Source organism: Alphaproteobacteria bacterium LSUCC0684 (assembly GCA_041228335.1).
GTDB lineage: Bacteria > Pseudomonadota > Alphaproteobacteria > Puniceispirillales > UBA1172.
On record CP166130.1, the window covers coordinates 2,438,002 to 2,449,460 of the forward strand.

General features: G+C 56.9%; 12 protein-coding genes. 1 reads left to right on the forward strand and 11 read right to left on the reverse strand.

Going from position 1 to position 11,459, the window contains the following annotated elements:
- Window positions 1–7: 7 nt before the first annotated feature.
- Genes metK through tsaB form a run of 8 tightly spaced genes read right to left on the reverse strand, consistent with a single transcriptional unit; the run spans window position 8 to window position 7,672 of the window.
- Window positions 8–1,171 (reverse strand): methionine adenosyltransferase, encoded by a 1,164-nt coding sequence (gene metK, locus AB8880_11675; protein ID XDZ65565.1) that lies wholly within the window; start codon window positions 1,169–1,171, stop codon window positions 8–10.
- 39 nt (window positions 1,172–1,210) lie between these two features.
- Window positions 1,211–2,749, reverse strand: coding sequence for an apolipoprotein N-acyltransferase (gene lnt / locus AB8880_11680; GenBank protein ID XDZ65566.1), 1,539 nt, complete (start codon window positions 2,747–2,749; stop codon window positions 1,211–1,213).
- The gene (locus AB8880_11685) at window positions 2,727–3,611 is read right to left on the reverse strand and encodes a hemolysin family protein (GenBank protein XDZ65567.1); all 885 of its coding nucleotides are present in this window, start codon (window positions 3,609–3,611) and stop codon (window positions 2,727–2,729) included. The genes lnt and AB8880_11685 overlap by 23 nt, the downstream gene beginning before the upstream one ends.
- On the reverse strand, window positions 3,608–4,156 hold the full coding sequence (ybeY, locus tag AB8880_11690) for an rRNA maturation RNase YbeY (GenBank protein XDZ65568.1): 549 nt from the start codon (window positions 4,154–4,156) through the stop codon (window positions 3,608–3,610). The genes AB8880_11685 and ybeY overlap by 4 nt, the downstream gene beginning before the upstream one ends.
- Window positions 4,153–5,136 (reverse strand): PhoH family protein, encoded by a 984-nt coding sequence (locus tag AB8880_11695; protein ID XDZ65569.1) that lies wholly within the window; start codon window positions 5,134–5,136, stop codon window positions 4,153–4,155. The genes ybeY and AB8880_11695 overlap by 4 nt, the downstream gene beginning before the upstream one ends.
- Entirely contained in the window at window positions 5,133–6,497 is a 1,365-nt protein-coding gene (gene miaB / locus AB8880_11700) for a tRNA (N6-isopentenyl adenosine(37)-C2)-methylthiotransferase MiaB (protein XDZ65570.1), read from the reverse strand. Before miaB ends, AB8880_11695 begins: the two co-directional genes overlap by 4 nt.
- A 9-nt stretch (window positions 6,498–6,506) precedes the next feature.
- Entirely contained in the window at window positions 6,507–6,941 is a 435-nt protein-coding gene (rimI, locus tag AB8880_11705; GenBank protein XDZ65571.1) for a ribosomal protein S18-alanine N-acetyltransferase, read from the reverse strand.
- The gene (tsaB, locus tag AB8880_11710; GenBank protein ID XDZ65572.1) at window positions 6,938–7,672 is read right to left on the reverse strand and encodes a tRNA (adenosine(37)-N6)-threonylcarbamoyltransferase complex dimerization subunit type 1 TsaB; all 735 of its coding nucleotides are present in this window, start codon (window positions 7,670–7,672) and stop codon (window positions 6,938–6,940) included. Before tsaB ends, rimI begins: the two co-directional genes overlap by 4 nt.
- Window positions 7,673–7,746: 74 nt before the next feature.
- Between tsaB and AB8880_11715 the strand changes: the two genes are divergently transcribed.
- The gene (locus tag AB8880_11715; protein ID XDZ65573.1) at window positions 7,747–8,763 is read left to right on the forward strand and encodes a polysaccharide deacetylase family protein; all 1,017 of its coding nucleotides are present in this window, start codon (window positions 7,747–7,749) and stop codon (window positions 8,761–8,763) included.
- On the opposite strand, the gene AB8880_11720 is transcribed toward AB8880_11715, so the two are convergent.
- The 3 genes from AB8880_11720 to trpS all read right to left on the reverse strand — a co-directional run bounded on the left by AB8880_11720 (window position 8,764) and on the right by trpS (window position 11,443).
- Window positions 8,764–9,780: a glucosaminidase domain-containing protein gene (locus AB8880_11720; GenBank protein ID XDZ65574.1), complete on the reverse strand. Its 1,017-nt coding sequence runs from the start codon at window positions 9,778–9,780 to the stop codon at window positions 8,764–8,766.
- A gap of 19 nt (window positions 9,781–9,799) precedes the next feature.
- On the reverse strand, window positions 9,800–10,348 hold the full coding sequence (locus tag AB8880_11725) for a NifU family protein (protein ID XDZ65575.1): 549 nt from the start codon (window positions 10,346–10,348) through the stop codon (window positions 9,800–9,802).
- A gap of 84 nt (window positions 10,349–10,432) precedes the next feature.
- Window positions 10,433–11,443, reverse strand: coding sequence for a tryptophan--tRNA ligase (trpS, locus tag AB8880_11730; protein ID XDZ65576.1), 1,011 nt, complete (start codon window positions 11,441–11,443; stop codon window positions 10,433–10,435).
- Between the last annotated feature and the right edge of the window lie 16 nt (window positions 11,444–11,459).

The following is an 11,459-nucleotide window of genomic DNA, read 5'->3' on the forward strand; positions in this document are numbered from 1 at the left end:
TCCCTGATCAGACCGCTTTCTTCAGCGCATCCACGAGATCAAGCGCCTCCCAGGAGAATGTTCCTGGTCCGGCTTCACCCGCGGTCCGGCCGAAATGCCCATAGGCCGCAGATGAAGCGTAGATCGGCGCATTAAGTCCAAGTGTCTCACGGATACCACGCGGGGTCAGGTCCATCACCTTTGGAATAATCTCGGCAAGGCGGGAATCTTCAACCTCACCTGTCCCGTCGGTATTGACATAGATCGACAACGGATACGCAACCCCGATCGCATAGGATACCTGGATCGTACAACGTTCAGCCAGCCCCGCGGCAACGATGTTCTTGGCCACATACCGGGCGGCATAGGCCGCCGACCGGTCAACCTTTGTCGGGTCCTTGCCGCTGAAAGCCCCGCCACCATGCGGGGCGGCACCACCATAGGTATCAACAATGATCTTGCGCCCGGTCAACCCGGCATCCCCATCGGGGCCGCCAATAACAAAATTGCCGGTCGGGTTAACATAGAATTTATCTTCATCGCACATCCAGCCTTCCGGCAGGACAGCAAGCACATGTTCCCGCACCAGCTCCCGGACCTGATCCTGACTGGCATCTTCAATATGCTGGGTGGAGACCACCACGCTTTCCGCCCGGACAGGTTTGCCGTTTTCATAGACGCAAGTGATCTGGGATTTGCTGTCGGGTCCTAGGATCACAGCGCTGCCGTTGTGACGCGCATCCGCCATGGATTTCAGGATCTGATGCGAAAGATGGATCGGGGCCGGCATCAGCACATCGGTTTCGCGGCAGGCAAACCCGAACATGATCCCCTGATCGCCGGCGCCTTCATCCTTGTTGCCGGAACTGTCTACCCCTTGGGCGATATCCGCCGATTGTTCATGCAGATGGCAGGACACATCCATGTTCTTCCAGTGAAATCCATCCTGCTCGTAGCCGATGGATTTAACCGCCTGACGTGCCGTTTCGATGATTTCTTCAGGCGTGACGACTTCAGGGCAGCGAATCTCCCCCGCAAGAACCGTGCGGTTGGTGGTGGTGAGGGTCTCGCAAGCGACACGACTTTCGTTGAACTTGCCGAGAAGCAGATCAACCACTTCATCCGAGATACGATCACATACCTTGTCGGGATGGCCTTCGGAAACAGACTCGCTGGTAAAGAGATAGCTCATGGGAATACCTTGCTAATTGATCGGTTGAGACTACAACCTTCACTTCCGCAGCGTCAAGATTGATGATGCCATGGCCCAGAGCCCCATCCCCGCGAGCATCAGCCACCAGCACAGATCCCCATGGCGGCGGTAGAAGGTATCAAGCGATCCACTGACCACCACATCGCTGAACCCGGCCTGGCCAAACTCGATCCTGTCGGCGATCCGGCCATGACTGTCGATGCCGGCGCTGATCCCGGTATTTGCCACCCGGAGGACCGGCATGCCCAACTCGGCGGCACGCAATTGCGCCATCGCCAGATGCTGCCGCGGGCCGATGGTATCACCAAACCAGGCATCGTTGGTGATGGTCACCAGTATATCCGCACCTGTAGCCTTGACGGCCTGCCGCACCAGAGCCGGAAAGATGATCTCATAACAGATAAGTGGCGTCAGGATCACCTTGCCCTGACGGTCTTCTCGCGCGAGATCAAATCCCACCGGGCCTTTACCTGATGAAAAATCAACCGGGCCGGCAATGACCTCGACAAAGGGCAGATATCCCCGGCCCGGGGCATATTCACCAAAGGGCACCAGATGGGTTTTATCATATCGTGCCAGCACATTCCCGCCGGGGGTGGTTAGCATGGTGGAATTGAAGAGTGTAACCTGATCACCTGCCATGAAGCTGAGCGCGCCGGTGATGATCGGCGTCACCCCGGCGGAAGATGCCGCAATGGCCCTTTGAAAGACATCTCCCTCACGTTCGATGATCCCGGCAAAGGCGGATTCCGGCCAGATGATCACGTCAGGCGTCGTGGAAGCCGCCTGCTGGGAGAGCATGGCAAGACGGCCGAGATGTTCAGGCCTTCTGTCCTTAAGCCATTTCTCGTCCTGCGGAACATTTGGCTGAACAAGTCGCGCCACCATGCCGGAGGCATTGGTCTCGCTGGCCGGGGTTTCATGATGCATGATGCCAAGCCCGAGAAAGCCCAGCAGGATTGCCGCCGCCAGCCCTGCCGTCCATCTCCGTCGACACCAGATCAGGGCCGGGATCAGCGCGAAAAGAAACGCGAGAAGCGTTGCCCCCCATAATCCGGTGAAGGCAACAATACCCAGGATGCGCTCATCGACCAGCAGCACCATGCCCGGGGCATTCCAGGGAAACCCGCTCAGCACCGTGCCCCGCATGTATTCCATCAGGGAAAGGGTGGCGATAAGCGCGAGCAGGCGTGCAGGCTGATCCTGCTTGATTCGCCATGCCAGAAAAAACCCTGCGCCCCAGAACACCCCCAGCAGAAGCGGCAGACCCAGCGCGGCAAAGGGGATAAGAAACACATGCCCGCCGCCGGAAGTCACAAAAGCGACACTGACCCAGGAGAGCGAAAGCAGAAACCAGCCAAAGCCTGTCGCCCAGCCGATAAAAAACGCCTCACGCCCGCGCCGGGCCATCACCATGGCAAGAGCCGGGAGAGACAGGGCAAAGATCGCAAAGGTGAAATTCAGCGGCGGCAGGCTTGCGCTGGCCAGAATGCCCGAAAGCGTTGCCCAGAGAAGGCCCCAGCCAGGGGAGCGATCAGCCTTTGGCGGCCACGCCATGCGTATCATCCGTTTCCGGCAAGGTGAACCGGTCCAGCCCGCAGATCCGCAACAGGCTGACATGGCGGGGGTTGCTTTCAAGGATTTCAAACTCGAGTCCGGCGGGATGGCGGATGATCTCCCCGCGCCCGGGCACCCGGCCAGCCAGAGAAATGACAAGCCCGCCAATCGTGTCGATTTCATCCCGGTCTTCATCGTCGAGAAGCGGGCCGGTGATCTCCTCAAGCGTGTCGATTTCAACCCGGGCTTCGGCCGTAGCCGACCCGTCGCCATTGATATCAAAGAGCGGTGTTGTGTCTTCATCATGCTCATCGTTGATTTCACCGACAATCTCTTCCACCAGATCCTCGATAGTGATCAGCCCGTCGGTGCCGCCGTATTCATCAACAACCAGCGCCAGATGCAAGCGCTTGAGCCGCATTTCCTGCAAGAGATCAAGGGTGCGGATCGTTGGTGAGATATAGATCGGCTGGCGGAGCATGGAAGGAATATCCGGAGCCTTGTCTTCATGCATGCACCGCGCCACGTCCTTGATATGCAGGATCCCAAGCACGTTATCAAGGCTGCCCCGTGTCACCGGCACCCGGGAGTGATTGGCCTCGACAATCGTCTTGAAGATGTTTTCAATACCATCATCAATATCGACCGAGACAATATCAGCCCGCGGCACCATAACATCAGTTGCCGTGATATCCCGCAAGCCGAGAATGTTCTTGAGCAGCATGCTTTCGTGGCTGTCAAAGGAAACCGTCTCACGGATCGATTCTTCCAGCAGTTCGGCAAGTTGTTCCCGTGCAAGCGCGGGCGGACTTCCAGGCAAGGATCTCAGCACCACGGATTTAAGTTTCTGGAACGTATTCATGCTTCGGTTTTCTCATCTTGGGAATAAGGATTGGGGATGCCCTGCCGGGCCAGGATGGCCACTTCATGCCCTTCCATGATGGCAGCTTCGCTTTCATCTTCATGATCATGGCCGATCAGATGCAGAACGCCATGAACGATGAGATGAAGGCAGTGATGTTCCATGGAAATGCCATAACTCATGGCTTCGCGTTCCATCACCCCCCAGGCCATGGCGATATCGCCGAGATAGATGTCGTCGTGATCAGGAAAAGACAGAACATTCGTCGGCCCGCTCTTGCCGCGATGATCCGCGTTGAGCGTCGCCAGCATCGCATCATCCGTGAGCAGTATGGTCATTTCAGCCCGGGTAATCCCGGCGGTTGCCAGGGCATCTCGAATGGCCGTTGCCGCTGTCTTCTGAAAAGACGGGCTCAACAGATCCGTCCATGCAGGCTCCGCGCAGATGAACTCTGCCGCAAGCCCAAGCTCATCCTCGATCAGGTAAACCGGACTCTCAGGTTCTTCCGGGGGGGTGTCCAGATCTGGTGAAGTGAAAGGTGTCATGCCTTGGTATCACGTGTTTCGTATGCGTTCAGGATGCGGGCGACCACCGGATGACGCACCACATCAGTGCCTTTCAGGCGGATGATCCCGATCCCTTCAATATTGTCTAGGATTGAGACCGCATCTTCAAGTCCGGATTTCTGTCCGGATGGCAGATCCACCTGGCTGAGATCTCCCGTGATGACCATGCGCGAATCATCACCAAGGCGGGTAAGCACCATTTTCATCTGCACGGGAGTTGTGTTCTGCGCTTCATCGATAATTACATAGGACTGGGCGAGCGTACGTCCGCGCATGAAAGCCAGTGGCGCGATTTCGATCTGCCCTGAAGCCAGCATTCGATCAATTTTTTCCGATGGGATCATATCGTAAAGCGCATCATAGAGAGGCCGGAGATACGGATCGACCTTCTCTTTCATGTCTCCGGGAAGGAAGCCCAGCCTCTCTCCTGCCTCGACCGCCGGACGAGACAGCACAATCCGCTCCACCTGCCGTGATTTAAGCGCCGCCACCGCCTTGGCTACGGCAAGATAGGTCTTGCCCGTCCCCGCCGGTCCGATGCCGAAGACAACATCATGCCGGGCCAGCGCATCCATATATGTCTTCTGGCCCGCGGATTTGGCCGTCACGGACTTGCGCCAGGTTTCGATTGCACCTGCGCCATTGGCAAAGGCCGCAATATCCGGCTTGCCGTCACCCTTGGCCCAGCGCAGGGCATCCTTCACGATAGCAGGCGACAGATCTCGCTGCGGGTCACGATCATTGGCAATGCGCTGATAGAGAGCCTCAATCGTATCCTTGGCCGTGACCGCGTTATCCTGGCTGCCGGTGATCTGGATGATATTGCCGAAACTGTCGAGACTGACATCCAGCGCCTGTTCGATCTGCGCAAGATTGCTGTTGTGATGTCCATAGAGAAGAGGAAGGAATTCGTTGTTGTCGAATTCGATTTTGATGCTGTGGCTTTTTTTCTGCCTCACGCTGATTTCATCTCCGCTCGGGTTGTTGTCGCCGGCTCACCGGCAAGACTGTTCTGATGTGCATCCACAATTCTAAAAGGGATTATAGCACCAATTTCACCAGATGTGGCAGGGAAATGCACCGCCTGCATCCAGGGGCTTCGTCCGGCTTTCTGTCCGTCGCGGCTCGCCGGACGTTCGATGAGCACATCCATCACTGTCCCCAGTTTGCCCATGTTGAAAGCCAGTTGCTGGGCAGAGAGCAACTGTTGCAGGCTCGCCAGCCGTTCGGTCTTGACGTTTTCTTCGATCTGGTTGCTATCCATCGACGCCGGCGTGCCCGGGCGCGGCGAGTATTTAAAAGAATATGCCGAAGCATAGCCAATCTCTGCAATGAGGTTGATCGTATCGGCAAAATCGCGATCCGTCTCCCCCGGAAAGCCGACGATGAAATCACCGCTAAGGGCCATATCCGGGCAGACATCCCTCAGGCGGTCAATGATCCGCCGGTAGTCATCACGGGTATGGTGGCGGTTCATCGCCGCCAGAATCCGGTCAGATCCCGACTGAACCGGAAGATGCAGATACGGCATCAGTTGCGGGATTTCGGCATGGGCGTGGATCAGGTCATCATCCATGTCACGAGGGTGCGAGGTGGTATAGCGGAGTCTCTTCAACCCGTCGATTTCCGCCAGTGCATGAAGCAGGCGGGCAAAGTTCCACTCACCGCCCTGGGGTGCCTGTCCTCGCCAGGCATTCACGTTCTGGCCGAGAAGGGTGAGTTCGACACTACCGCCTTCAACAAGGCGGCGGGCCTCTTCAAGGATGCTGGCAGCAGGCCGCGAATATTCCGCCCCCCGGGTATAGGGAACAACACAGAACGTACAGAACTTGTCGCAACCTTCCTGAATTGAAAGAAATGCCGCCGGTCCACGCGGCGTATGTTCTTCGGGGAGAAAATCAAATTTGTCCTCAACCGGGAAATCGGTGTCGATCAGGGCGTTGCGCGCCGCCGGATCAAGTGCCGTCACCAGCGCGGGCAGGCGATGATAGGCCTGTGGGCCGACCACCACGTCAACCCAGGGCGCCCGGCGGCTGATCTCCTGACCTTCGGCCTGGGCAACGCATCCCGCAACCGCGATCGTGGCCTCCTGGCCCTGATCACGCCTCATCTCTTTCCACTTCCGGAGGCGGCCAAGTTCGGAGAAGACTTTCTCCGACGCCTTCTCACGGATATGACAGGTGTTGAGGATCACCATGTCGGCATCCTCCGCATCCGTCGATGGCCGGTAGCCAAGCGGCGCCAGCACATCCGCCATACGATCGGAATCGTACACATTCATCTGGCAGCCATATGTCTTGATGAAGAGTTTTTTGGTCATGCCTATCCCTTAATCGTCGCCCCCGGGGGTGTCAAGCCGCATCAGGATTGCGTCAACTCTTTCACCCTGCCGCGCGTAATACCCCCGCCGTCTGCCGATTTCGTGAAATCCGGCCCGGTGGTAAAGCACCAGCGCCGCGGTATTGTCCGCCGCCACTTCAAGACTTGCGCCGCGGCGGCAGTAAAGATTGAGATACCGCTCAAGAAGGGCTCTGCCTACGCCCTGCCGCCTTTGCGCAGGGTCAACCGTGATCTGGATGACATCTCCTTCACCCTCAACCACCCATCCGATAATGAACCCGGCAGGGCCAGTGCCAACCTCGGCCATCACGCCTTTAAGATTAGGTTTTTCCAGCAGCGCCTGCGCCTGGGCAAAGGACATACCAGCATCAATCCCTGCAATCAACACGGCGTCATCCGGAACAAGCGGCCGCAGAACCGTCATCCCTTTTTCTCTTCCTTCGCTGCCCCGGTCGACGGGCCAAGAATAGGCGGCGCAAGATAGAGCGGCTCAAGCGGCAGATCACTCGGCAACACATCGGCCATGAGAGCAAAACTCTTCAGAAGATGGGTGGCATGGGCCTCGGAAGGAGGTGAGACCGACGCCGCCACGCCAATCGCCTCAAGCCGTGATGCCAGTTCCGCCGCCCCATGCCCGATGATGATCCAGTCCTTGGCTGCAGCGGCCAGATGGGTTGTGGCGGCGTCGACCGAAAGATCGGCAATCGGCCCCAATGATGCACCATCCGGTGTGAACCCTGCCACGAACAGAGATCGGCGGCGGGTATCGCCGAGGGCGGCAACATGCCTTCTGCCATCACGGCCAGATACGGCCAGTGAAGCAAGTGAACCAAGCCCGTAGCCGGGAATGCCGAGAGCAAGGGCAAGGCCTTTCGCCGCCGCGAGGGCAACGCGAATGCCTGTAAAGGACCCGGGGCCACGCCCCGCGAGCACGGCATCGAGTTCCCGCCGCTCAACCCCTGCCGCGCCGAGCGCCTCTGCTGCCAAGGGCAAAAGCCAGGCCACATGGCCGTGATCGGCGGCATGTTCCGCCATGGCCAGCACATCACCATCACGCATCACCGCCGCCGAAGCCAGACCGGCGCTGCATTCCAGTGCCAGAACGGTGGCTTCCTCCGGTGCCTTTTTCAGCCTGCGTGTTCTGATGCTGGACATCTTTACCTAATGCTCAATTGCCTTGATCCTCAGAGTACTGGTATAACCAACATTGTTGAACAGGGGAATGAGTGATGATGTTCTGCTGGAGAATTCTGTTATCGTTGGTTTTTCTTTCGGTCAGTGTGGCAAAGGCGGCGGATCACGCCTCGGTCATCATGTATCACCGTTTCGGCGAGACTGATCTGCCATCAACCAATACCACTCTGGACCAGCTGGACGCGCATCTCGAAGAACTGGCTTCGGGCGGTTATACCGTTATGCCGCTGGTCGAAATCACCCAGCGCATCCTTGCCGGGGAATCTCTGCCGGATCGAGCCGTTGCCATCACCGTCGATGATGCGTTCCTGTCCTTTTACAAGGAAGCCTTTCCGCGGCTTCAGCGCTATGGTTTTCCTGTCACTGTCTTTGTGGCGACAAATGCGATCGATCGCGGGCTCAAAGGTTATGCCAGTTGGGACCAGCTCCGCGAAATGCAGGCCGCCGGTGTGCATTTTGGCAGCCAGTCACATACCCATCCACATATGCACATGATCGATCTTGAGGCCGCACGCCAGGAAATTGAAATTTCGAATTCAAGATTTCTCGAAGAACTGGGTCTTCGGCCGCAGCTCTTTGCCTATCCATATGGGGAATACACCCCCGAAGTCCGGGACCTGATCAAATCGATGGGTTTTCTGGCGGCGTTTGGCCAGCATTCCGGGATCATGCACATTACCAGCAACCCCTATGAATTTCCCCGCTTTGCATTTAACGAGGATTATGGCGATTTAAAGCGGCTCAAACTTGCGCTCAATGCCCTGCCTATCCCTGTATCGGACATGACCCCTTCCAGCATGGTGCTTGAGACAAATCCCCCGCTAAGCGGCTTTACGGTCGCAGAAGGAATTGAACCACTCAGTCGCTTGTCCTGTTTTGCATCCCTGATGGGCAAGGTGAAGACCATTGTTCTTGGCCGGCGCATCGAAATACGCCTCAACGGGCCGATTACCGGCAATCGCGGCCGCATCAACTGCACCATGCCTTATGTGGAAAACGGCAAGGACACCGGACGCTGGCGCTGGCTTGGCCGGCAGTTTCTGCCCAAGTAATCACTCTTCCTCAAGAACGGCGTGATCGTAAATCCAGAGATCATTGCTGGCGATAATCGTCCGCAGCATGTCGATATATTGATCCCCCTCCTCGGAATAGGGATGCAGGCTCGCTACAAGTTCGTTGATTTCCTCCGCCGTTGGCGGGGTGCTGAGCTCAAGGCGTTTGCGGCGGAAATCCACATAGGCATAATGGGTGTTCAGGTTGTGGATATAGGCACGAGTGGAATCAAAGAGACTGGAAAAAGACCTGACCACCGCATTTTCGTATCTTGGCTCCTGCGGCTGGATGCCGGCATCAAGCGACCAGGCCCACTGGCCAAAAAGCGCATTGCCTTCGGCAACAAACCGTGACGTGCCCCAGCCGGATTCCACCGCCGCCTGGGCAAGGGCAAGAGAAACCGGGACCGTATTCACCCGCACGGCAAGGGCACGGGAAATCGTTTCCATATCCTCACCGGATGTATCAATTCCGTAGAGCTCCGCCCATTGATAGAGCCGGTCCATGTCGTTTTCAGCAATTGTCTTGCGGATCAGTTTCTGCCTCTGCCTTATTTCTTCGTTTGCCCTTAGGAGCAGGGGCAGCATATAGGCGATGAACTGATCCTTACGCTGATCAGTCCCAAGCGACGTCAGATCTGGCAGTGTCTGCAGATAAACCCGGGCAACTCGTATCCCGGGTTCGGGCATCGGTGCTATCTCCGTTGTCCCGGCGGATGGAGGTTTTGTCTGCGCCAGAGACGGATTTTTATCGGGAAGGTGAAAATCCTTGTTTGGACTGGCCCAGCGCAATTCCGGTATCGGGGCAAGCATGTCTTCAAGCTGCGCGCGGCGATCCGCAGAAGACGTATTTTCCGATATCGATGGCAGATTGTTCAGCGCCAATTTGCTGGCGCCGCCATGAAATTCCGGCGGCTTGAGGCCAATGACGCCAATCATCAGAAACTTGAGCGCGACAAGCCCAACGGAAGACAGGACAAGAATTCGCTGAAGATCAACATTTGGATGAGGTGCCATCTGAGATCAGATCCATCCTTCAGCCGTTGTCGGCGCGCACTTCCTGTACCTCGGGAATATAGTGACGAAGCATGTTTTCAATGCCCATCTTAAGCGTGGCGGTAGAACTGGGGCAGCCCTGGCAGGCTCCGCGCATATAGAGCGTAACGACACCTTCATCGAAGGATTTGAAAACGATATCTCCACCATCCATGGCCACGGCTGGACGCACCCGCGTATCCAGAAGGTGCTTGATCTGCTTGACGGTTTCATCATCGTCGCTGTCGTCGTCCAGATCATCTTCGGCTTCGATCACCGGCAGACCGCTGGCGTAATGCTCCATGATCGCCGCCAGAACACCAGGCTTGATCGTAAACCATTCGCGGCTGTCATCTTTCGTGATGGAAACAAAATCACTGCCAAGAAAGACGCCCGTTACGCCGTCAACACCAAAGAGCCGGCGGCCAAGAGGCGAATTGGCGGCATCATCCACGGACTCAAAATGAGCCGTGCCCTTTTCCATCACATTCAGGCCCGGGATGAATTTGAGTGTTGCTGGATTCGGGGTGTCTTCTGTCTGAATAAACATCTCGTAACTCCAGATTACCTTCAGCCTTAATATAAGGCCAGTCCCGGGTGAATACAACTGCAGGAAGGGAGTTTTTGAACGATTCTAACCAAGACTTTTGCCAAGCAACCCTGTAAGACGGCGGATTTCTGCCATGATCGGCGCCGAAATTGCATGGGCACGTTCAGCCCCATCCGCAAGAATCCGGTCGATATGATCGGGATCATCCATAAGGGCCTGCATCCGGCTGGTAATTGGCGCAAGCTGACTGATGGCAAGATCGGCAAGAGCTGGCTTGAACACGCCAAACCCCTGGCCGCCAAACTCGGCCAGCACATCCGCTTCATCCCGATTGGACAAGGCAGCATAAATGGAAACGAGATTCTGGGCTTCCGGACGTGCCGCAAGCCCTTCGGCTTCTGATGGCAAAGGTTCAGGATCGGTCTTTGCCTTGCGGATCTTCGCCATGATCGCATCCGCATCGTCAAGCAGCGTGATCCGGGAATAATCCGAGGGATCCGACTTGCTCATTTTTGAGCTGCCATCCCTGAGACTCATCACCCGTGTAGCGGCGCCGAGAATCTGCGGCTCCGGAAGCGGGAAGAACTCCTCACCGAACATGGCATTGAAGGCCTGGGCGATATCCCGGGTCAGCTCGAGATGCTGTTTCTGGTCATCGCCAACCGGTACATGCGTTGCTCTATAGGCCAGAATATCCGCCGCCATCAGGGTCGGGTAGGCATAAAGTCCCACCGTGGCGTTTTCCCTGTTCTTGCCTGCCTTTTCCTTGAACTGTGTCATCCGGTTGAGCCAGCCGAGCCGCGCGACGCAATTGAAGATCCAGGCCAGTTCCGCATGCTGCGGCACGCAAGACTGATTGAAGAGAACAGATTTTTCGGCATCGATGCCAGCCGCCAGCAGGGCAGCGGTAACTTCCCTTGTATTTGCCGTCAGGACAGCGGGATCCTGCGGAACGGTGATCGCATGCAGATCAACAACGCAGTAAATGCATTCCGAATCTTCCTGCAGGCTGACCCAGTTCCGGATCGCCCCGAGATAGTTGCCAAGATGCAGATTGCCTGTTGGCTGAACGCCGGAAAAAATTCTTCTCACCATGGAATGATGCCACCCT

What these genes read in the sequence shown, in the direction of transcription:
- metK (XDZ65565.1), bottom strand. Translation starts at nt 1,171, where the DNA reads ATGAGCTATCTCTTTACCAGCGAGTCTGTTTCCGAAGGCCATCCCGAC.
- lnt (XDZ65566.1), bottom strand. Translation starts at nt 2,749, where the DNA reads ATGGCGTGGCCGCCAAAGGCTGATCGCTCCCCTGGCTGGGGCCTTCTC.
- AB8880_11685 (XDZ65567.1), bottom strand. Translation starts at nt 3,611, where the DNA reads ATGAATACGTTCCAGAAACTTAAATCCGTGGTGCTGAGATCCTTGCCT.
- ybeY (XDZ65568.1), bottom strand. Translation starts at nt 4,156, where the DNA reads ATGACACCTTTCACTTCACCAGATCTGGACACCCCCCCGGAAGAACCT.
- miaB (XDZ65570.1), bottom strand. Translation starts at nt 6,497, where the DNA reads ATGACCAAAAAACTCTTCATCAAGACATATGGCTGCCAGATGAATGTG.
- rimI (XDZ65571.1), bottom strand. Translation starts at nt 6,941, where the DNA reads ATGACGGTTCTGCGGCCGCTTGTTCCGGATGACGCCGTGTTGATTGCA.
- tsaB (XDZ65572.1), bottom strand. Translation starts at nt 7,672, where the DNA reads ATGTCCAGCATCAGAACACGCAGGCTGAAAAAGGCACCGGAGGAAGCC.
- AB8880_11715 (XDZ65573.1), top strand. Translation starts at nt 7,747, where the DNA reads ATGATGTTCTGCTGGAGAATTCTGTTATCGTTGGTTTTTCTTTCGGTC.
- AB8880_11720 (XDZ65574.1), bottom strand. Translation starts at nt 9,780, where the DNA reads ATGGCACCTCATCCAAATGTTGATCTTCAGCGAATTCTTGTCCTGTCT.
- AB8880_11725 (XDZ65575.1), bottom strand. Translation starts at nt 10,348, where the DNA reads ATGTTTATTCAGACAGAAGACACCCCGAATCCAGCAACACTCAAATTC.
- trpS (XDZ65576.1), bottom strand. Translation starts at nt 11,443, where the DNA reads ATGGTGAGAAGAATTTTTTCCGGCGTTCAGCCAACAGGCAATCTGCAT.